20 protein-coding genes are annotated in these 21,031 nt (G+C 56.0%); 16 read left to right on the top strand and 4 right to left on the bottom strand.

From position 1 onward, the window contains the following. Positions 1–91: 91 nt before the first annotated feature. The 3 genes from H573_RS19025 to H573_RS0110190 all read right to left on the bottom strand — a co-directional run bounded on the left by H573_RS19025 (position 92) and on the right by H573_RS0110190 (position 2,726). On the bottom strand, positions 92–2,074 hold the full coding sequence (locus H573_RS19025) for a P-loop NTPase family protein (protein WP_051171189.1): 1,983 nt from the start codon (positions 2,072–2,074) through the stop codon (positions 92–94). Between the two features lie 80 nt (positions 2,075–2,154). Then, positions 2,155–2,541 carry a hypothetical protein gene (locus H573_RS0110185; protein WP_027874184.1) on the bottom strand — a complete coding sequence of 129 codons (387 nt, stop codon included), beginning with the start codon at positions 2,539–2,541 and terminating at the stop codon, positions 2,155–2,157. Further along, positions 2,538–2,726: a helix-turn-helix transcriptional regulator gene (locus H573_RS0110190; RefSeq protein WP_027874185.1), complete on the bottom strand. Its 189-nt coding sequence runs from the start codon at positions 2,724–2,726 to the stop codon at positions 2,538–2,540. Before H573_RS0110190 ends, H573_RS0110185 begins: the two co-directional genes overlap by 4 nt. Positions 2,727–3,211: 485 nt before the next feature. On the opposite strand from H573_RS0110190, the gene H573_RS0110195 reads away from it, so the two are divergent. From H573_RS0110195 to H573_RS17790, 4 genes are all read left to right on the top strand, one after another. Beyond that, positions 3,212–3,862 (top strand): hypothetical protein, encoded by a 651-nt coding sequence (locus tag H573_RS0110195; RefSeq protein WP_051171190.1) that lies wholly within the window; start codon positions 3,212–3,214, stop codon positions 3,860–3,862. Beyond that, complete coding sequence (locus tag H573_RS17780) at positions 3,855–4,730, top strand: D-hexose-6-phosphate mutarotase (protein ID WP_051171191.1); 876 nt, start codon at positions 3,855–3,857, stop codon at positions 4,728–4,730. The genes H573_RS0110195 and H573_RS17780 overlap by 8 nt, the downstream gene beginning before the upstream one ends. Positions 4,731–4,853: 123 nt before the next feature. Further along, on the top strand, positions 4,854–5,396 hold the full coding sequence (locus H573_RS19030; RefSeq protein WP_051171192.1) for a CC0125/CC1285 family lipoprotein: 543 nt from the start codon (positions 4,854–4,856) through the stop codon (positions 5,394–5,396). A gap of 90 nt (positions 5,397–5,486) precedes the next feature. Then, positions 5,487–5,849 carry a CoA-binding protein gene (locus H573_RS17790; protein WP_084498017.1) on the top strand — a complete coding sequence of 121 codons (363 nt, stop codon included), beginning with the start codon at positions 5,487–5,489 and terminating at the stop codon, positions 5,847–5,849. A 105-nt stretch (positions 5,850–5,954) separates the two neighbouring features. Here the strand turns inward: H573_RS17790 and H573_RS0110215 are convergent, their stop codons facing one another. Beyond that, on the bottom strand, positions 5,955–6,614 hold the full coding sequence (locus H573_RS0110215) for a urate hydroxylase PuuD (protein ID WP_027874187.1): 660 nt from the start codon (positions 6,612–6,614) through the stop codon (positions 5,955–5,957). A gap of 218 nt (positions 6,615–6,832) precedes the next feature. On the opposite strand from H573_RS0110215, the gene H573_RS0110220 reads away from it, so the two are divergent. The 12 genes from H573_RS0110220 (at position 6,833) to H573_RS17800 (ending at position 21,029) form a co-directional block, all read left to right on the top strand. Then, positions 6,833–7,591, top strand: a complete 759-nt coding sequence (locus tag H573_RS0110220; RefSeq protein ID WP_027874188.1) for a hypothetical protein — start codon at positions 6,833–6,835, stop codon at positions 7,589–7,591. A gap of 139 nt (positions 7,592–7,730) precedes the next feature. Continuing rightward, complete coding sequence (locus tag H573_RS0110225) at positions 7,731–9,248, top strand: fumarate hydratase (protein ID WP_027874189.1); 1,518 nt, start codon at positions 7,731–7,733, stop codon at positions 9,246–9,248. A 95-nt stretch (positions 9,249–9,343) separates the two neighbouring features. After that, positions 9,344–10,780, top strand: a complete 1,437-nt coding sequence (gene sbcB / locus H573_RS0110230; RefSeq protein ID WP_027874190.1) for an exodeoxyribonuclease I — start codon at positions 9,344–9,346, stop codon at positions 10,778–10,780. After that, positions 10,777–11,088, top strand: a complete 312-nt coding sequence (locus H573_RS17795) for a GIY-YIG nuclease family protein (protein WP_267878903.1) — start codon at positions 10,777–10,779, stop codon at positions 11,086–11,088. The genes sbcB and H573_RS17795 overlap by 4 nt, the downstream gene beginning before the upstream one ends. Beyond that, the gene (locus tag H573_RS0110240; RefSeq protein ID WP_027874191.1) at positions 11,081–12,889 is read left to right on the top strand and encodes an ABC transporter transmembrane domain-containing protein; all 1,809 of its coding nucleotides are present in this window, start codon (positions 11,081–11,083) and stop codon (positions 12,887–12,889) included. Before H573_RS17795 ends, H573_RS0110240 begins: the two co-directional genes overlap by 8 nt. Before the next feature lie 32 nt (positions 12,890–12,921). Beyond that, complete coding sequence (locus H573_RS0110245) at positions 12,922–13,938, top strand: aspartate carbamoyltransferase (RefSeq protein WP_027874192.1); 1,017 nt, start codon at positions 12,922–12,924, stop codon at positions 13,936–13,938. Next, entirely contained in the window at positions 13,938–14,546 is a 609-nt protein-coding gene (locus H573_RS0110250; protein ID WP_027874193.1) for an NUDIX domain-containing protein, read from the top strand. Before H573_RS0110245 ends, H573_RS0110250 begins: the two co-directional genes overlap by 1 nt. Continuing rightward, a complete protein-coding gene (murJ, locus tag H573_RS0110255; RefSeq protein ID WP_027874194.1) occupies positions 14,543–16,132 on the top strand; it encodes a murein biosynthesis integral membrane protein MurJ in 1,590 nt (529 codons plus the stop codon). The genes H573_RS0110250 and murJ overlap by 4 nt, the downstream gene beginning before the upstream one ends. A gap of 102 nt (positions 16,133–16,234) precedes the next feature. After that, positions 16,235–17,182, top strand: a complete 948-nt coding sequence (gene ribF, locus H573_RS0110260) for a bifunctional riboflavin kinase/FAD synthetase (protein ID WP_307682239.1) — start codon at positions 16,235–16,237, stop codon at positions 17,180–17,182. Between the two features lie 36 nt (positions 17,183–17,218). Then, positions 17,219–20,038, top strand: coding sequence for an isoleucine--tRNA ligase (gene ileS, locus H573_RS0110265; protein ID WP_027874196.1), 2,820 nt, complete (start codon positions 17,219–17,221; stop codon positions 20,036–20,038). Further along, the gene (lspA, locus tag H573_RS0110270; RefSeq protein ID WP_027874197.1) at positions 20,031–20,537 is read left to right on the top strand and encodes a signal peptidase II; all 507 of its coding nucleotides are present in this window, start codon (positions 20,031–20,033) and stop codon (positions 20,535–20,537) included. Before ileS ends, lspA begins: the two co-directional genes overlap by 8 nt. Positions 20,538–20,567: 30 nt before the next feature. Further along, a complete protein-coding gene (locus H573_RS17800) occupies positions 20,568–21,029 on the top strand; it encodes an FKBP-type peptidyl-prolyl cis-trans isomerase (protein ID WP_051171194.1) in 462 nt (153 codons plus the stop codon). Positions 21,030–21,031: the final 2 nt, after the last annotated feature.

Genomic DNA, 21,031 nt, shown 5'->3' on the forward strand with positions numbered 1-21,031 from the left:
TGAACTCTTCTGGATAACGCTGCTTGCTCATAAACACCTCTCTTTGTGCCATTTTCTATGGCTAAAAGGTGTCTAGCAAACTGGGGGCGATTCACTCCATGCTCCAGAATCGACCCTCATACCGCTCCAAGATGGTCCTCACTTTGCTATTGCTAAAGTCCGACACGCTGCACACGAACTTCACAATAGTGCCTTTAGCTGACTCACCGTTCACCAGGGCGGTTTTGATCTTCTCGATGATCTCAGCATCCTCTTGACGTCGTTCCGCCTCCGCAGCAGCCTGCTGTGCGACCTCAGCGTCGCTACGGCTGGCGCGGCGCACGCTGTTGAACAGATCTTTATAGATGCCTGCCTTTTTCTTGATGTACTGAAACACCGCCTTGTCGGCAACAGCTCCCCGTGATTTGCTGCACTCGAACGCCACGGTATGCGTTGTTTGACAAAACCCTTCCTCAGCTCCCACGTGCTCGATGGTATAAACACAATCTGCGTCGTCGCGGATATCCGCTGTCCCGGTGTAGATGCTTTTGCCATCACCATCCTTGTGCTTGTTTACATGCCCCAGGCAGATCAACGATCCACCGGCGGAGACAAACGCACGGGCAATCACACCGAAGCGGGATGAGATGCGCTTATCCATCAAATCGGTAAATTTCTTCAGGGTGTCCAGCACGATAACTACACCACGCGCTTCACCCTGCTCCGCCATAGCCTCCATGGTGTTTAGCAAGGTGTCGCTTTTAAAATCCATTACGTTGGGAATGAGCATCTTGAATCCGAATTGCTCGGCGATCTCAAGCTTCTCGACGCCGCCCTTGTATGTATCATCGCAGTTGGCATAGAACACTTTGCCACCGTCAATCTCACCGTTGCCGATAGCCTCCTGCAGCATCCACAGGGTGAGCAGCGTTTTTCCGGTGTTCGGTCCAGCATAGAACACGGTCCATTGGCCAAGAATTGCGATGTCTTTTAGGATGAACTTGTCGTGGATCATTTGCTTTTTCATGTTGAAGGATTCCCCGTTTGCGCATTTATTTAGTAGGGCTTCCAGCGGTGAAGACGGCGCCGTTATCAAAGTCTCACCTGTCGCTGATGTAGGCTCTGCGACATCACCAAAGCTTCGCATGACCTGCCATTGCTTCAATCGCTCGCCGAAGCCCGGATCTAGCGATTCAATGACTTGCAGCAAATCCCCGCCGGTACGGCTCTCGCAGGCTCCGTGGTGACATTTGAAGCCGATGCTGGCGTCCTTGTTGGTAAATATTGCAGCGCCGTTGTCGGCGCCGCCTGTGTGCTCGTCTACCCACGGGCAGCGGACTTCGTAACGACCGTTGCTGTGGACCCTTTTTACGTGTAACCCCTCGGTGTGAAGCAAAGGATGATCAGGCATTGCTGCAGCGCCATCTACGCGCTTACCTGCGCGAGAGGCATCCAGGTCCACCCCAAAGGGCTCTGCTAATTGTTCGAGGTTGTATCGGCGATCGGGGCGCCACTCAATGACCTCACACCTAGGGGCGGTGCCACCATTCTCCGTGATACGTTTTGACTTCGTATTAACGCCTTCTGGCAGTCGAAGAAATCGCGTCACCCCTTTTTGTCCTGGGTCTTTACCGTCGGGTGCTAAGCCGTTCGTGATCAGGCCATCGTGCAGGTTGTCGATCTTGTGGGCGTCACACTCCGGTGAGGCCAACAGATAGAGCCACTGCTCTGAGTGCAGAGAAGACTTCAGTTTTATGCTTGGCGCAGGTAGCCTCATAACTTGATCAATGGGAAGCTTCTCCTTTACGTCATCCAGAGCAATCACATAACACGCTTTGAAATTAGCCTTCCTGCGGTTTGCCTTGCCGCTGTCGTCCGGCGTAAATAGGCTCACTGTGTAGAATTGATTAGAGTCAGCGATCAAAGGGGTGTCTTTGTAGTATCCCCCAGCCCAACACCGCCCCGACTCACCGCTGGGGATATTAGACGGATCTTGGGTGAAGCTGGTTACGTGAGAAAAAGGATATTGCTCACCGAAGATAGCGTGCAAAAACTCAGCGTTGGACTTGAATGAAGTGATAATCGCTTCATGCACGATCAGCCTCCTGCTCCGGCGTGCATTCAGGACTTGCGCCGGATTCCTCCCCGTATTTTCTTGCTATTCGGGCTTCATCTTCATTGCTCATTTTCAAACTCTCCTGCGTTACCGCTGGTAATGAATGTAACGTCCTCGCCGGGCACCAAAGCCCCCACTTTAATCTTGCCCAGAATCGTCAAACAGTCCTCAGGGAATAGTGTTAAATGGAAGAAGCTTTCCAGGGCGCTCGGTAAGGGGCTGACTTGGAAGCCTGCATTGGTCAGTAAGTTCAAGAATATGGCCCGCCGGTGAGGTGACACCGCGTAGGACAGGAGTTCACTGTAGGGGTCGAATCGGATGACGTTGGTTTCACTGGTGATGCGACTGGTAAACCGGATCGTCCTAATTCCGAGAAACTGCCTTATATCCCCAGTGTTAAGTATAGTGAAGTGGTCGCAGATGGTTTGCTTTTGAAGGATGGTCATACTTTAGTACCTCCGTCCTCTGCAATCTTTTCAATCGCTGCATCAATGTCGATTTCACGCCACACCGTCGTGCGAGGTGTTAGCTTGGTGGGTGGGGGTAGAATGCCTTGCTGAACAGCTCTCCAGACGGTTGATTCGCTCATGTCCAGCAGTTTGGCGACTGATTTGACTCTCAAATACTTCATGGCAGTAGTCCTTCCTAGGGTTAATTGCCCGCTTATGCGGGTACCTGAAACACAATAACGCCTTGGTGGCAGACGGAAGCGCGGTACCGTCTGAAAACTTTAAAATCATCAATACGGGCGTGATTGAGCTATGAAGTTGAGCGCGCTAGACGGGTATAGGGGTGTAATGAGGGGTATATTTTGCTGGGTTAATAAAATCTATTTATTTTTCAGTGCATTACGTGGAAGTGGGCGGCATGATGTAAGCCTGCGTACCCCGCAAAAAAAGCCCCGCAATGCGGGGCTTTTTTTTGCCTGGTCGCAGCGACAAGGGCCAGGGTAGATAGAGCCGAGTTTTGCCCTCAGCATTGGCGCCGTGTGGGCCTCAAGATTTATACTGACTCTTCCGGGCCCGCTACGCGGGTTTTTTATGTTTATTCGGTGGATTATTTTTGGAGCTATCATCAGTAGTGCCGTGGGGGCGATCCCTGACGGAATATGCAGCGATGTTTGCGCTGCGAGACGACGATCTAGAACGCAGCATCCTTGGCTGCGGTGACGGCACGGCGAGTTTTAATGCTGAGGTAACGGCGCAGGGCGGTAAAGTGCTGTCGGTCGACCCGATCTATCAGTTCAGCGCCGACGATATCCAGCAACGTATTCGCCGTGTCTACCCCGGTATGCTCAGCCAATTTGCGCGGCAGGCGGACCAATATGTATGGCGCCATTTCCGTGATCCAGGCCACTTGGGCTCTGTGCGCATGTCGGCGATGAACCGGTTTTTGGAAGATTACCCAAGTGGTTTGCAAGCGGGTCGCTATGTTGAGGCCAGTTTGCCGGAGCTGCCGTGTTTTGATGGCGAGTACGACTTGGCCCTTTGCTCGCACTTATTGTTTCTCTACAGCGACCACATCGATCTTCAGGCGCATGTTGAGGCAGTGCTTGAACTGTGCCGCGTTGCACGTGAGGTGCGTATTTACCCGCTGGTCTCAGTGGATGGCCGCGTGTCGCAGCACCTGCCCGCTGTTGTGCGGGAGTTGGGGGAGCGGGGGTATGACGTTGGCATGGAACGCGTGGATTACCAATTTCAAAAGGGAGCTAACGATATGCTGTGGGTGAGGTCTACGGCCGCCCCCGAGGAAAATACTGATGATTGATCTTCCCCGCGGAGTGAGGGTCAGCGATAGCCGCACTGAATATGGCAGCGAGCAGGCTTTGCCGCTAATTGTTGCAGAAGCCGCACAATGTCGGGCTGTGTTTGCGCTGCAGGGCGCGCAGTTATTGTCATTTGTGCCGACGGGCGACGAAGACTGGCTGTGGCTGAGCCCCAAGGCGGTTTTTTCCGACGGTGCGGCCATTCGCGGGGGAATTCCCCTGTGTTTGCCGTGGTTTGGTGTGAATCGTCGCGACGCTACCTTGCCCAAGCACGGGTTTGCTAGGCAGCGAGAGTGGCAATTGCTTGAGGCGAGTAGCGACAAGGATGGCTTGATCCTTCGATTTGCCATCGAATCTACCCCTGAAGAGCAGGCGCGCTTTCCCTGGGCGTACAGCGCGCAGGTGGCGTACCGGTTGGGGCGCGAGCTGGAATGTGACTTAGTGATTTGCAATCGCAGCCAGCAAAGCCTGCCCTTGAGTTTTGCTATGCATAGCTACTTTGCTGCAGATACGGCTGCGGCGAGTGTTCAGGGCTTGGGCGGTGGCGATTATTTGGATAACACCCAGGGCTTGGCTAAATGCCGACTTACCGCTGCCCAGCGCTTTGATGGTGAGGTTGATCGCGTATTTGAGCAAGTGGGTGGCGTTCAGGAATTAGTAACGGGAAAAGGGCCGCTGGCTATTGCGGGGCAGGGTTGTGATACCGTCGTGGTATGGAACCCGGGCGCAATCTTGGCCGATAAAATGGATGATGTCGCCGAGCACTACAGTGACTACATTTGCGTAGAGAGGGGTATGGCCTTCGCCGATGAATTATTATTGCCCCCTAAAGGCTGTCATCACGCGCAAATGCGTATCTGGCGCCCTTAAGTCTGTGGAGTTGCGGCAACTAGGTAAGGGTTTTTACTTATTCAGCTTCAGTTCAGGCGAGGCTAGTAGAGTACAGGTCGGAAAACAAAAAGCAGTTAGCTTTCACAAAAACGAGGAGATTTTATGCGTACCCAGATGATGTTTGTCGCATTGCTTTCAGTGCTGATGGCTGCATGCAGCAGCAGCACTAGTTACCAGCCCGCTGAAGAGCGTGGTGCATACGGCTACACCGAGACCGCTCTGGGCAAGGACCGCTACCGCGTGACTTTCACAGGGAATACTGTGACGGATAAGGAAACGGTTAACGATTACGCACTGCTTCGTGCGGCAGAACTGACTTTGCAGGAAGGTTATGACTGGTTCCAGCTGGTGAATCGCGATACGGAGAGCAAAAGCCGCAGCAGTAGCACTATTTCGGGTGTAAATGAGTTTGGAGGCAGTACTCAGGTATATCGTCGCTGTGGCTTGCTAAGCTGTGACACCGTTGTTGCTCAAACACCAGGGCGTTTAAGTGGTGGTGTTGCATCGACGACCACCCGTACCTCTTATCAGGCGTCTTTAGAAATTAAAATGGGTAACGACCCGATGCCTGAAAGTGCAGAGGCCTACAATGCGCAAGAGTTGGCATCGACACTGCGCCGTTGGATGGGCACGAAAGAAAAGTAAGCGTAGTTCGCTATGATAGCCGGGGCTTGCGCCCCGGCTTTTTTATGCCCGAACTAATTGGGTTGGCGAGTGCGGGCTTGGAGGGAAGACATGTCTGAACGGGTTGTGGTACTTGGGGCAAGCCCTAAACCGGAGCGATATTCAAACAAGGCAGCACGAATGCTCATCGAATACGGGCATACGGTCGTGCCGGTGAACCCCTATCACCGCTCGGTTGCGGGAATTCACTGCCAGCCTGATATTGCCAGTGTTGCCGGACCTGTCGATACCGTCACCGTGTATATGCGTGGCGAGCTACTGGCCCCTCACATGGATGCCCTGTTGAGCTTGGCTCCCAAGCGGGTCATTTTCAACCCGGGGAGTGAGGACGAGGGCTTGGCCAGTGAGTTAAGGGTTAAGGGCGCGCGGCATTGTTTGCGAGGATGCCTGTACCTTGGTGCTGTTGCGCAGTAAGCAGTTCTAGTGTGACAAGCCTTGCTAGAGGGGCTTAGCCTGGCGAAAAAAAGGGGGCGAAAGCCCCCTTTTTATATTGAGCCACGTGCTGTGGCCTCTTCGGTATTACACGTACTGAAGCAGTGCCACCATGGCCAGAGCCAGCGCGATGCTGCAATGGACAACGCCTTTGACCGTGGTCATTGGGCCAGTCTTGCCGAACAGGGCGTTCAGCTCGAGGAGCGCGATTAAGCCCAGGCAAATCCACAGACCGAGGCTAAGGTCGCCGCTTGCCGTTTTACCTACTTGGGCGAGAGCGGCATTGCCGCTGCCGTGGAAAGAGCCCAGCATGCCGATCAGCATTGGCGCTGAGAACAGGGTGTTGGTGCGAGAAGCCAGGCCAGCTTTTGGCGCGGCTTTAGCGGCGTCGCCCGGGGTAATGCCGCAGACAATCTTCTGGTTGGGCCAGATAATCAGCCAGACGTTCAAAAACATCAGGGTGCCCATCAGTGCACCGATGATGATGTAGCCATTCAACCCGCCGCGGCTCATTGTGAAGTGCAGCAAGCCCAGACCAGTCAGGAAGGTGAACATCGCTCCCCAGCGGAACCACCACAGCGCGCGAGGCGCCAGCTTTTGTACGGCGTCTGCCTTGGCAGAGGGCTCTGCCTCCTTGAAGTATTCAGTTTGTACAAAGTTGAAATAGTACAGCAGGCCAATCCAAACGATGCCGAACAGTACGTGCAGCCAGCGCAAGGCCAGATCCGCAGAAATGAACGCGTCCATAAAACCCCTCTCTCATCTTGTTGTCTGTTTTTTTGTTGGGACTCGCAGACTCCGAGGCCCAGGCTGCGCAAGTATAGCAAAGCCGCCGAGGCTGAACAGCGAAACTGCATGCTGGGGCTGGAGGCGAACGAGACAGACGTTCATAATGCGCTGAATTACCACGCTGATGCGCGAGTGTAGAGTGGCGCTTTAACTACAATTAATTGGAATACTGAATTGTGAGTACTGATAAACAAGAACCACGATTTTCAATTGCTGTTGACGAGGAAGATGTCGCACAGCGGGCGGCAGCAAGCTCGAAGGAACTACCCCCTGCCGCTGCTGCGAGTGGCGGAGGCGGTTTCGTCCTGTTTATGTTAACGCTGTTAATTGTTGCGCTGGCGGCCGCCGCTTACTACCTGTTTGATCAACTCACTATTGCTCAGGGTGACTTAAAGCAGGCTCAGCAGCGCCTGGAAGTGCTGGAGCAGCGCTTATCGTCCGCGGATGAGAGCCTGGAAGAGAACAGTGTGACCACGGCGGTGAAATTAAAAGAGCTGGATTTTGAAATCCGCAAGCTGTGGGACAACGTGTGGAAAAAACAAAAACAAGAATTGGCTGAGCACGATGCGCAGTTGGCGAAAAATGAAAAGCGACTGGCTGCCATCGAAAGCAGCCACCGCTCTCTAGACGCAAAGCTCAAGAATGCATTGCAGGGTTACGATGCCGACCGCGAGGCAATGGCTTCTATGTCTGGCAAGCTCGATCGAGTCATTGCCCAGTCTGAGGTGAACCGCAAGACGCTTCTGGAGGTGAATAAGCAGCTCACCGCGGGCGGCAGTCTGGATGCCCGGGTGAAGGCGGTTGAGCGCCGCGTACAGCAGAGTGAAGAATGGCTTGATTCGGTGAACGCCTTCCGCAAACAGGTTAATCGCGATATCGAAGCGCTACGCCAAACGGTTACGCAATACCACAGCGGTAGTCCCCAGGCCCGCTGACGGCGAGGCCGCAGCTGGTGTATACTTCTGCGCCGATTCCAGCTGTTGCGGCACATGGCTGCAACAGCACAGTGTGATCAGGTGCGGCAACCGTCGCACTTTGGCACCGACACCACAACGTTATCAAGGACCTCGCCCAATGACTGTTATCCGCCAAGATGACCTGATTCAGAGTGTTGCAGATGCGCTGCAATACATCTCTTACTACCACCCGGTTGATTTCATCAAGGCGGTAGACGAAGCCTATCAGCGCGAGCAAAACCCTGCCGCCAAAGACGCGATGGCGCAGATTCTGATCAACTCGCGGATGTGTGCAGAGGGGCATCGTCCCATTTGTCAGGACACGGGTATTGTGACGGTGTTTTTGACCGTGGGCATGAATGTCCAGTGGGACGCTGAGATGTCGGTTACCGGCATGGTTAATGAAGGCGTTCGCCGTGCCTACAACCTGCCTGATAATGTACTGCGCGCCTCAATTCTTGCCGATCCCGACGGTGCCCGCAGTAACACTAAAGACAACACGCCCGCGGTGATCCACTACGAAATTGTTCCCGGTGACACCGTTGAAGTGCACGTTGCGGCAAAAGGCGGCGGCTCAGAGGCCAAGTCTAAATTTGCCATGCTCAATCCCTCTGATTCTGTGGTGGACTGGGTATTGAAAATGGTGCCGACAATGGGCGCTGGCTGGTGCCCACCGGGTATGCTGGGTATTGGTATTGGCGGTACTGCCGAGAAGGCGATGCTGTTGGCAAAAGAGGCGCTGCTCGACCCTATCGATATTCACGATCTGCAAAAACGCGGCGCGGCAAACCGCTCGGAAGAGCTGCGTCTGGAGCTGCATGAAAAGGTCAATCAGCTCGGTATTGGTGCCCAGGGCTTGGGCGGCTTGACCACCGTCTTGGATGTTAAGGTTAAAGATTATCCGACCCACGCCGCTAACAAGGCGATTGCCTTGATCCCCAACTGCGCGGCAACCCGCCACGCCCACTTCACTTTGGATGGCAGCGGCGCCGTCGCCCTGACCCCGCCAAAGCTCGAAGAGTGGCCAGAGGTAACGCGCCAGTCTGGTGGCGACGTCAAGCGAGTGAACCTGGATACCGTGACGGCCGATGAGATCAAAACCTGGAAGCCCGGCGACACGCTCTTGCTCAACGGTAAGATGCTGACCGGTCGCGACGCTGCGCATAAGAAAATGGTCGATATGCTGAGCAAAGGCGAAACTCTGCCTGTCGACCTCAAGGGCCGATTCATCTACTACGTTGGCCCCGTTGACCCAGTGCGTGACGAAGTCGTTGGCCCCGCAGGCCCAACCACGGCAACGCGAATGGATAAGTTTACCCGCACCATGCTCGCCGAAACCGGATTAATGGGCATGATCGGTAAGTCCGAGCGCGGCGACGGTGCGATCGAGGCCATCAAAGAGTTTGAGGCGGTGTACCTGATGGCCACCGGTGGCGCGGCCTACTTGGTTGCCCAGGCGATCAAAAAGTCTGAAGTGGTGGCCTTCCCTGAATTGGGTATGGAAGCCATTTACGAGTTTACAGTTGAAGATATGCCCGTGACGGTCGCGGTAGATACCGCTGGCGACTCAGTGCATAAGTCAGGCCCGCAAATTTGGAAGGCGAAGATCGAAGCGGAAAATATCAACGTTAGCTAAGTAGGCGGCAGCGCCGTGCTGGCTTTGGGTGACGCCCCGGCCGGTGCATTGGCGCTGCCGTTTTTGTATCTGCTTCACAGGTGGCGAACTGAGCGATGAGTGAGACCTTTTACTGGCACGATTACGAAACCTGGGGAACTCGCCCCGCCCTGGATCGCCCCTCGCAGTTTGCTGGTGTGCGCACCGATGCTGAGCTGAACATTATCGGCGAACCGCTGGTGCAGTTTTGCCGCCCAACTCCCGATTACCTGCCCAACCCAGAGGCCTGCCTGGTCACTGGGATTACCCCGCAACAAGCTCTGGAAGAAGGCCTGAGTGAGGCCGAGTTTGTCGCCAATATCCACGCGGAATTGTCTCAGCCTGGCACCTGCACGGTGGGTTATAACAGCATCCGCTTCGATGATGAGGTGACTCGCTTTGCCTTGTATCGCAATTTCTACGACCCCTATGCCAGGGAGTGGCAAAACGGTAACTCTCGCTGGGACCTGATCGATGTGGTTCGGCTGTGCTACGCGCTGCGCCCCGACGGCATTGAGTGGCCCCGGCGCGAGGATGGCTCGCCGAGCTTCCGGTTGGAAGAGCTGACCGCGGCCAATGGCCTGAGTCACGAATCGGCGCACGACGCACTCTCAGATGTACTGGCAACGATCGACTTGGCTCGCTTGATCCGTCAAACCCAGCCGAAGCTCTACGACTATGCCTTGAGCCTGCGGAACAAGCGCACGGTGGCGGCTATGCTCAACACCGACAGCCAAGTACCGGTACTGCATGTTTCCGGGCGCCTGCCCGCGGCGCGAGGCTGTTCTGCATTGATGATGCCGCTGGCACCGCACCCGGTTAACAAGAACAGCGTGATCGTCTATGACTTAAGTGTTGACCCGAGCCCGCTGATTAACCTGGATAGTGACGAGGTGGCACGGCGAATCTTCAGCTCCAGTGACGAGCTGGGGGAGGACACGCCGCGCATTCCGCTCAAGGAAATTCACCTCAATCGCGCACCGATTGTTGCCACGCCTAAGTTATTGGACGATGCCAGTGCACAGCGTTTGCAGATCGACTTAGACCAATGCCGGCGGCACTGGTCGATGCTGCGTAAGGCCGAGGGGGTTAATGAAACCCTGGCATCGGTGTATGCCCAGCGCGAATTCAGCGAAAACTCTGACCCGGATACGCAGCTTTATGGCGGCGGCTTTTTTAGTGACGGCGATCGTCAGCAGATGGAACGCCTGCGAAAAATGTCGCCGGAGGAAATTGCCGGGCATTCCTTTAATTTTAGCGATCGTCGCCTCCCCGAGCTGCTGTGGCGCTATCGGGCGCGTAACTTCCCCGAAACCTTATCTGTAAGCGAGCGGCAGCGCTGGCTGGAGTTCTGTCGGCAGCGACTGCGTCAGCCCGGAGAACATCTGCACGGGTTCGACAGCTTTCGCCAGCGCTTAGTGGAGTTGGCCGATACCACCGATAATGACTTTCAGCAATTTGTGCTGCAGGAACTCAATGACTACGCCGATGCACTGGAGCAGGAGGGACTTTGAGCCAGTGGTGGGTGTATATGGTGCGCTGCCGCAGTGGCCGCTTGTATACCGGGATCACCACGGATACCGCGCGGCGTTTTCGCGAGCACTGTGGCGAAGGCGGTAAGGGCGCGAGATTCTTTCGCAGTGACCCCGCCGAGGCCATTGTCTACACCGAGCCAGCGGAAAACCGTTCAGTGGCATCGCGCCGTGAAGCGGCGATAAAAAAATTACCACGTAAACAAAAGTTAGCGTTGATCGATGCGGCGCTTTTACCTGCCGGGAATACGGGCAATAATGCGCGGCCAGAAGGAGAGGCAAATGGCTGAGCAACAACACAGTGAGCGCGGCACCGCAAAGCTAGGCGTATTAAGGGCGATGCTTGGGTTTTTGAAGCCCTATCGCTGGCAGGTTATCGGCGCCAGCGTGGCGCTGATCTGCACGGCGGGGATCACGCTGTCGATTGGTCAGGGGCTGCGTTTGCTGGTGGATAATGGCTTCTCCAGCAATGCCAGTGAGGCGGCGCTAAATCAGGCCTTGATGCTGTTTTTCGCGCTGGTATTACTGTTGGCGACCGGCACCTTTGTGCGTTTTTACTTGGTATCCTGGATAGGCGAACGCGTTAGTGCAGACCTGCGTAAAGCCGTGTTTGCCCATGTTGTCACCCTGCATCCCGGCTTTTTTGAAAGCCAGTTAAGTGGCGACATTCAATCCCGGATCACCACCGATACCAGCCTGCTGCAAACCGTCATTGGTTCCTCGGTATCGATCGCCCTGCGTAACGCGCTGATGTTCATCGGCGGTTTGATTTGGCTATTTGTCAGTAACCCGAAGTTAACGGCAATGGTAATGCTCAGTGTGCCGCTGGTGATTGTGCCCATTTTGGTATTTGGTCGCCGCGTGCGGCGGCTGTCGCGCAGCAGTCAGGACAAGATTGCCAGTGTTGGCAGCTTTGTGGGTGAGGCAGTTAAAAATATCAAGCTGCTGCAGGCGTTTAACCATCAAACGCTTGATCGCAAAGCCTTTGATGGCCATGTAGAGGTGGCCTTCGATGTTGCCATCGTGCGCATTAAGCAGCGCGCATGGCTGTCGACGGTGGTGATTGTATTGGTGTTAGGCGCCGTTACCGGCATGCTATGGGTGGGTGGGCACGATGTCTTGGCCGGCCGAATCAGTGGCGGTGAACTGGCGGCGTTTATTTTCTACGCGGTGATGGTGGCCGCCTCTGTCGGTGCAATTTCGGAAGTCTATGGTGACTTACAGCGTGCGGCGGGAGCGACCGAGCGGCTGCTGGAATTGTTGGCGGCAGAGAATCGTATATTGCCACCTGCAGCCCCGGCACATTTGCCGGTGCCAGTGCGTGGCGATATCGATTTTACATCGGTGAGTTTTGCCTATGCCTCGCGGCCGGAACACCCGGCGATAAGCAATTTTAGTTTGAGTGTGCCGGCGGGTAGCAGCTTGGCGTTGGTGGGCAGCTCCGGGGCCGGTAAGTCGACCTTGATTGATTTGTTGCTGCGCTTCTACGATGTGAGTGGCGGGTCGATTTGCTTTGATGGCGTGGATATTCGCAATCTGGACCCAGACGAATTACGTGCAAATATCGCGATGGTTCCTCAGCAGCCGGTGCTGTTCACTGGCTCGGTGGCTGACAATATTCGCTACGGTCGCCCCGATGCCAGCGATGCGGAGATAGTGTCTGCGGCTAAGGCAGCCTTCGCTCACGAATTTATTGAGCGTTTGCCTGAGGGCTATCAAAGTTTTGTGGGCGAGGGCGGCGTGCGGTTGTCGGGGGGGCAGCGTCAACGCGTCGCGATTGCCAGAGCAATATTGGCGGACCCTAAACTGCTGCTGCTCGACGAGGCGACCAGTGCCCTGGACGCAGAAAGTGAATACCAAGTGCAGCAGGCGCTGGAAAGGTTGATGGAAGGCCGCACGACGGTAGTGATTGCCCATCGCTTGGCAACCGTGATCAATGTAGACCGCATTGCGGTACTCGAGAATGGTGAGCTGGTCGCCAGTGGGCGTCACAGTGAGCTTTTGGTGCAGTCACCCCTCTACGCCCGTTGGGCAAGCTTGCAATTTGACGACGCCAATAATCAGGCGGCTTTGGCTGCCAGTGAATCATAGCGGCCGGGCCGCAGTATAAAGGGAGAGCAGTGTTGAAATTTGCCGGTAGTCATATTCTCTCTATCAGTCAGTTTGAGCGCGAAGATATCGAGCGCGTGTTTGCGGTGGCTGATCGCATGGCGCCCTATGCGCACCGCGAGCGTATTACCAAGGTGCTCGATGGGGCAATTCTGGGAAATATGTTCTTTGAACCCTCCACACGAACGCGGGTGAGCTTTGGCTGCGCCTTTAACTTACTCGGTGGCGAGGTGCGTGAAACCACGGGCTTTGAAAGCTCGGCCATTGCCAAAGGCGAATCGCTATACGATACCGCGCGGGTGCTCAGTGGTTACAGCGACGTGATCGTCATGCGCCACCCAGCGTCGGGCTCGGTGTCTGAGTTTGCAGCGGCCAGCCGCGTGCCGGTGATCAATGGCGGCGATGGCGCCAATGAGCACCCCAGCCAGGCGCTATTGGACCTTTACACTATCCGTAAAGAGTTGCTGCACCAAGGGCGCAGTGATCTGGATGGCCTGCGGATCGCGATGATTGGCGATCTGAAATACGGCCGAACGGTACACTCACTCTGCAAATTGCTGGGCTTGTATAACAATATCCACATTGTGTTGATTTCGCCGGATGAGCTGAAGATGCCCGGTGAAATTGTTGACGCCCTGCGCAGTGCCGGCCACACGGTGATTGAATCCGATGTGATGGAGGGCAGCCTTGCCAAGGTGGATATTGCCTATTCCACTCGCATTCAGGAAGAGCGCTTTGCAAGCAAGGCCGAAGCCGATATGTATCGCGGCCGCTATCGTTTGAATCAGGCTATCTATACTCGCTATTGCGAACCCAATACGGTGATTATGCACCCGCTGCCCCGCGATTCGCGTCAAGAAGCCAACGAGCTGGACAACGACCTGAATGACAACCCCAACCTGGCAATTTTTCGTCAAGCGGACAATGGCGTGCTGGTGCGCATGGCGTTGTTTGCCATGATCTTGGATGTCGTCGATCAAGTGGATAAATCGGCGCGGGATGTGAATTGGTACACCGAAAGGCGCTTCTGATGAGCCGCTTTGGTCGCGACGATGTCGAGGTGCTGGAAAAACGAAGCGCCTGGAAGGGTTTCTTTGAAATTCGCCAATTGCGCCTGCGCCACCGGTTGTTTGCCGGTGGCTGGGGCAATCCGCTAAATCGCGAGCTCTTTGTGCGCGGCGCGGCGGTTGGCATGCTCCCCTATGACCCCGAGCGCGATGAGGTGCTGTTTGTCGAGCAATTCCGTGTTGGTGCCCTCGACAGCGGCGACTCGCCCTGGTTGCAGGAGCTTGTGGCGGGAATTATCGATACCGATGAAGCGCCCGAGCAGGTCGCGCTGCGCGAAGCGCACGAGGAAGCCGGGTTAACAGTATCTGAGCTGGAACCGATAGCGGAGTATTTTTCCTCTCCCGGCGGCAGCGATGAATATTTTTACCTGTATTGCGGCCGCTGCAATCTGGCGGAGGCCGGTGGCCTTCACGGCTTGCCGGGCGAAGGCGAAGACATTCGCGCCAAGGTCTACGGTTTTGACCAGGCGATGCAAATGCTCGTCGACGGTGAGATTAATAACGCCCACAGCCTGATTGCCCTGCTGTGGCTGCAGCGCCACCGCCAGCGCCTTCGTGAGGCCTGGCAATGAGTGAGGCAGAGGCTTCTCGCGGCGGCGGACTATTGCGCTCCAGCCTGGTGGTGGGCGCCATGACGATGTTGTCGCGGGTGTTGGGTTTGGCGCGCGACGTGGTGATTGCGGTGGTGCTGGGCGCCAGCGCAAACGCCGATGCTTTTTTTGTCGCCTTTAAGATCCCCAATTTTCTGCGCCGCCTATTTGCCGAGGGCGCTTTTGCCCAGGCCTTTGTACCTGTACTTTCGGAATATCGAGAGCAGCGTGACCACGCTGCTGTGCGAGACCTGCTTAATCGCGTGGTGGGCGCACTGGGTGGGGTGCTGTTGTGTCTAACGATTCTCGCCGTGGTTGCCGCGCCGATGGTGGCGACGATCTTTGCGCCAGGGTTTCGCGACGACCCGCTGAAGTTTCAGCTGACCACCGAGATGATTCGCATCACCTTTCCGTATTTGATGCTGATTTCACTGACCGGTTTTGCCGGGGCTGTTCTCAACAGTTACGGGCGCTTTGCGGTGCCCGCGTTTACGCCGGTGTTGCTCAATGTCTGTTTGATTACCGCTGCCGTGGTGGCCGCGCCATATTTTGCCGAGCCTGCGATGGCGCTGGCCTGGGGTGTGCTGATGGCCGGTTGTGTGCAGTTGTTGTTCCAGCTGCCGTTTTTGCAGCGCCTGCACCTGCTGCCAACACCGCAGTGGCGATGGGGCGATGAGGGCGTACAGCGCATTGTGCAGCTTATGGTGCCGGCGATGTTCGGTGTATCGGTCAGCCAGATAAACCTGTTGCTCGATACCGTGCTGGCCTCTTTCTTACCCACGGGCAGTATCTCGTGGCTGTATTACTCGGATCGCTTGGTAGAGCTGCCGCTTGGTGTGTTCGCTATTGCCATCGCGACGGTGATCTTGCCCAAATTGTCTCGCCAGCGAGCCGGCGGCGACGAGCAGGCATTCTCGCAGACCCTGGATTGGGCACTGCGTGGCGTGCTGCTAATGGCATTGCCTGCGGCGGCGGCGCTGTTGATTCTCGCCGAGCCAATACTGATTACGCTGTTTCAGTACGGCGAGCTGCAAAGCCGCGATGTTGCCATGGCCGCGCTGAGCCTGCGCGCCTACACATTGGGGCTGATCGCCTTTATGTTGATCAAAGTATTAGCGCCTGGATTTTTTGCCTGCCAAGATACCAAGACACCGGTAAAAATCGGCATATACGCGATGGTGGCGAATATGGTGTTTAATATCGCCTTAGTCGTTCCCTTGCATTATTACCTTCAGATTGGCCACGTAGGGCTGGCTTTGGCCACCGCCATGTCGGCGTGGCTCAATGCCATGTTGCTGCTGCGTGGCTTGCTGGCGCGCCAGGTGTATCGCCCCGCGGCAGGCTGGCTGCGATACACCCTACAGCTCTGTGTTCCCGTGGTGCTAATGTCCGCGTTGTTGCTGCTGTGCCGCGCGCAAATCAGCGATTGGTCGCTGTGGCCTGCCTGGCAGCGGGCGGCGGTGCTTGGCGGCGTTTGTGCAGCAGGCGGCGTGACCTACCTGCTGGGTTTGCTGATTATGGGGCTGCGGCCCGCACACTTGCGCGGCGGCGCTAACCTGCCGACTTAAGCGTTTTTGTCACGTGGCTGAGTAAGTTATAATCAGCCGCTTTATTAATGCTCGGCGCATTCACTGGCGACTTTGTCGCGGTGCTGACAGCGGGGCGTGCATATGGGGTCGGCCACAGGCATGGAGTTAATCCGCGGATTTCACAATTTCCGCCCGCGTCATCGCGGCTGCGTTGCTACGATTGGCGCTTTTGACGGCGTTCATCGCGGCCACCAAGCGGTGCTGCGGCAGCTGATTGATAAGAGTCGGGAGTACGGCCTGCCCTCAACAGTGGTATTGTTCGAACCCCTGCCGCGAGAATTCCTGGCGCCCGATGCCGCGCCGCCACGGCTGATGTCATTTCGTGAAAAGTTTGAGGCGATTCGCGACCTGGGTATCGACCGGGTGGTTCGCATTCGTTTTAACGATGCGCTGCGCAATATGAGCGCCGACGAGTTTATAACCAGTCTGTTTGTTAAAAATCTGGGTGCGAAATACATCGTTGTTGGCGACGACCTGCGCTTTGGCCGCGACCGCAGCGGTGACTTCGATCTATTGCGCAAGTACGGCGCACGCGATGGCTTTGATGTGATGGACACCGCGACCTTGCTTCACGAAGGTGAGCGAGTAAGCAGTACGCGGATTCGCGAAGTGCTGGGGCAGGGCGACTTCGCCCTTGCTGAGCATCTGTTGGGCCGCCCTTACAGTATTGCCGGACGTGTCATTGTCGGTCAGCAGCTTGGCCGCACTATTGGTGCGCCGACGGCGAATATCCAGTTGCGCCGCCTGCGCTCGCCGCTGTCAGGTGTATTTGCCGTGCAAGTCGCGGGCGTGTCTGATTCTCTGCTGCCGGCGGTTGCTAACGTCGGGGTTCGCCCAACAGTGGGCGATTTGAGCAAGGCCATACTCGAAGTGCATTTATTGGATTTTGAAGGCGATCTGTATCGCCGCAATATCCGCGTGTTGTTTAGAGAAAAACTGCGCAACGAAATTAAATTTGATGGTATCGACGCGTTGAGCGAGCAAATTTCTCGTGACATCGCACAGGCGCGACGATTCTTCTCCCTTTAACTGTTCCCTATTGCCGGGCCTTTAAGACTAGCTTTTATGAGTGATTACAAGCACACCCTGAACCTGCCAAAAACGGATTTTGCCATGAAGGCAAATTTGGCGAATCGTGAGCCGCAGGCGTTAAAGCGCTGGTACGACGAGGACTACTATGGCCAGATTCGCCGTGCGCGCGCCGGGCGGGAAAAGTTTGTCCTGCACGACGGCCCTCCGTATGCCAATGGCGATATCCATATCGGCCATGCGGTCAATAAAATCCTGAAAGATATGATCGTTAAGTCTCGTACGTTAAGCGGCTTCGATGCCCCCTATGTGCCGGGCTGGGACTGTCACGGCTTGCCGATCGAGCTCAATGTCGAGAAAAAAGTGGGTAAGGTCGGGCGCAAGGTTGACGCTGCTACCTTCCGGCAGAAGTGCCGTGACTATGCCTACAAGCAGGTCGACGGCCAGCGAGAAGGGTTTAAGCGCCTAGGTGTGCTGGGTGACTGGGAAAACCCCTACCTGACAATGAGCTTCGACTTTGAAGCCAATATCATTCGCGCCCTGGGCAAAATTGTTGAAAACGGCCACCTGCACAAGGGCTTCAAGCCCGTGCATTGGTGTATGGATTGCGGCTCGGCGCTGGCCGAAGCCGAGGTGGAGTACAAAGACAAGACATCGCCGGCGATTGATGTGCTGTTTCCGGTGATGGATGCCGCGGATGCTCGCCAGCGCTGCGGGCTTGCCGATAGCGTTGACGGCGCAATGAACCTGGTAATCTGGACCACAACGCCGTGGACGATACCGGCGAATATGGCTGTGTGCCTGCATGCCGAGCTGGACTACGTTTGGTTGTCCTATCAACGAGACGGCAAAGCAGAGTTACTGCTTGTTGCTGAGGCCCTGCAGGAGTCCGTCACGAAGCGTGCCGGTATTACCGATTACGCGGTGGTCGGCCAGTGTAAAGGGGCGGCGCTGGAGAACCTCGCTCTTCAGCACCCCTTGTATGCACGCCAAGTCCCGGTGATTTTGGGTGAGCACGTCACCACTGATGCGGGTACCGGCGCAGTGCACACCGCGCCAGCCCACGGCCAGGATGACTTTGTTGTCGGCCAGAAATATGGTTTGGATGTGTACAACCCTGTTGCGGCCAATGGTACCTACATTGAAGGCACGGAGTTATTTGCCGGTCAGCATGTGTTTAAAGCTAATGAGCAGGTGATCGCGGCACTGCAAGAGCGCGGTAGTTTGTTGCACAACGAGTCCTACGAGCACAGCTATCCGCATTGTTGGCGGCATAAATCGCCAATCATTTTTCGCGCGACTCCGCAGTGGTTTATCAGCATGAAGCAGGGCGGTCTGCTCGACAAAGCCATGGCCGAAGTGGATGCGGTGAACTGGATGCCAGGCTGGGGCCGGGCGCGTATTGAGTCGATGATGGGTGAGCGGCCCGACTGGTGTATCTCGCGCCAGCGTACCTGGGGCGCGCCAATTGCCCTGTTTGTTCATAAAGAAAGCGCTGAACTGCATCCGCGAACGCCGGCACTGATAGAGCAGATTGCTGAGCGGGTGGAGCAGGGCGGCATTCAGGCCTGGTTTGACCTGGACGCTGCCGAGCTGCTGGGAGACGAGGCGCAAAGCTACGACAAGGTCGCGGATACCCTCGATGTATGGTTTGACTCCGGTGTCACGCACTACGCCGTATTGGCGCAGCGTGAGGAGCTGGCCTTCCCCGCAGATTTGTACCTTGAAGGCTCCGACCAGCACCGCGGCTGGTTCCAGTCCTCGATGCTCACTTCGGTGGCGGCGCAGGGCTGCGCGCCTTATAAGTCAGTGCTGACACACGGCTTCACGGTGGATGCCAACGGTAGAAAAATGTCCAAGTCCCTGGGCAATGTGGTGGCGCCACAAGAAGTGATGAATAAGCTGGGCGCAGATATTCTCCGTCTTTGGGTGGCGGCGACCGACTACCGCAATGAGATGACGGTATCGGATGAGATATTTAAACGCACCGCCGACTCCTACCGCCGTATCCGCAATACCGCGCGCTTCCTGCTTGCCAATATGGCAGGTTTTGAGCCGAGTGAGCATGCGCTGGCCAGCGACGAAATGCTCGCACTGGATAAGTGGATCGTCCATCGCGCTGCGGTTTTGCAAGATGAACTGCTGGCGGCCTACGATGCTTATCAATTCCACGTGGTATACCAGAAGTTGCACAACTTCTGTGTGCTGGAGCTGGGCGGCTTTTATTTGGATATTATCAAAGACCGCCAGTACACCACTCCGGAAAACAGCCAGTCGCGGCGTTCGGCGCAAACGGCTCTGTACCACATTGCCGAGGCGCTAACGCGCTGGATCGCGCCGATTCTCAGCTTTACCGCCGACGAGTTGTGGCAGGTTCTGCCCGGCGAGCATCAAGGGCCGGTATTTGCCGCTGAATGGTACCAGGGCCTGCAAAAACTCTCGGACGATGACGAGATGGGCGACGCCTTTTGGCAGCGTGTGCAGAGCGTGAAAACGGCGGTTAATAAAGTGCTGGAAAACGCCCGTAACGAGGGCATTGTGGGCGGCTCCCTGCAGGCTGAAGTGACGCTGTTTTGTGATGATGAATTGATCGAGACGCTGTCTGCGCTGGGTGATGAGCTGCGTTTTGTGTTGATCACCTCATCTGCCATGCTCGCACCGATTTCCGCGGCGAATGAAGCTGAGACGACAGAGCTGGAGGGCTTACAGGTACGCGTTGGCGCCAGTGAAGGCATGAAATGTACGCGCTGTTGGCACTATCGCGAAGACGTTGGTCAATCAACGACGCATCCAGAACTGTGTTTCCGCTGTATAGATAACGTCGATGGTGATGGTGAGGTTCGCCACTATGCCTAATAGCGGCGCTGCGCAGCAGCGGCGGGGGCGATTACTGTGGGTGATATTTGCCGCCGTTATTGTTTTAGTCGATCAAATTACCAAGGTTTGGGCCGACGCCAGTTTGGTTTATGGGCAGCCAAACCCCATTTTGCCGGTGCTGGATATTACGCTGCACTACAACCCTGGGGCCGCTTTTAGCTTTTTGAGCGATGCCGGGGGATGGCAGCGTTGGTTTTTTACCGTTATCTCCGCCGCGGTAAGCGTTTACTTACTTGTGTGGCTAATGAAGCTGGGCCGAGAGCAGTGGCTGTTGTCGATGGCACTGGCTTTAGTGCTGGGGGGGGCGCTGGGAAACCTGTGGGACAGGGTTCGCCTCGGCCATGTTATTGATTTTATTTCGGTGCACTGGGGTAACGCGTATTTCCCCACGTTCAATATTGCCGATGCGGCGATATCGGTGGGTGCCGTGCTGTTAATCATCGACACTTTTAATCATTCAGATGCCGGCGACCAGTAAGGTCGGCATAGCGCTAACAGAGAAGCGATTATGACTATTGCGATTGGTCCGGGAACCGCCGTCACCCTGCATTTTGCTCTGCTGATGGAGGATGGTAGCGAGGTGGACTCCACCTTCGAGCGCAGCCCGGCGAGTTTCGTATTCGGTGACGGTAATTTGCTCCCCGGTGTGGAGGCGAAGCTGCAGGGGTTAACGGCAGGTCAGCAAGCGACGCTGACACTTGCCCCCGAAGATGCATTCGGCCAGCGCAACCCTGCAAATATTCAGCGTATGCCACGCAGCCAGTTTGCTGATATTGAACTCAGTGAAGGCCTGGTGCTCAATTTTGCTGACGCAGCGAATACCGAGCTCCCCGGCGTAGTAAGCGCGATTGATGGTGAGCAGGTCGAGATTGACTTTAATCACCCCCTGGCGGGACAGCGGCTCGGTTTCCGCGTTGAGATTCTCGACGTGCAGGTCCATGCTGACGATGAAGAGGCCGGCGCGGAGTAAAC

Source organism: Neomelitea salexigens DSM 19753 (assembly GCF_000422345.1).
Classification (GTDB): Bacteria; Pseudomonadota; Gammaproteobacteria; order Pseudomonadales; family Spongiibacteraceae; genus Spongiibacter; species Spongiibacter marinus_A.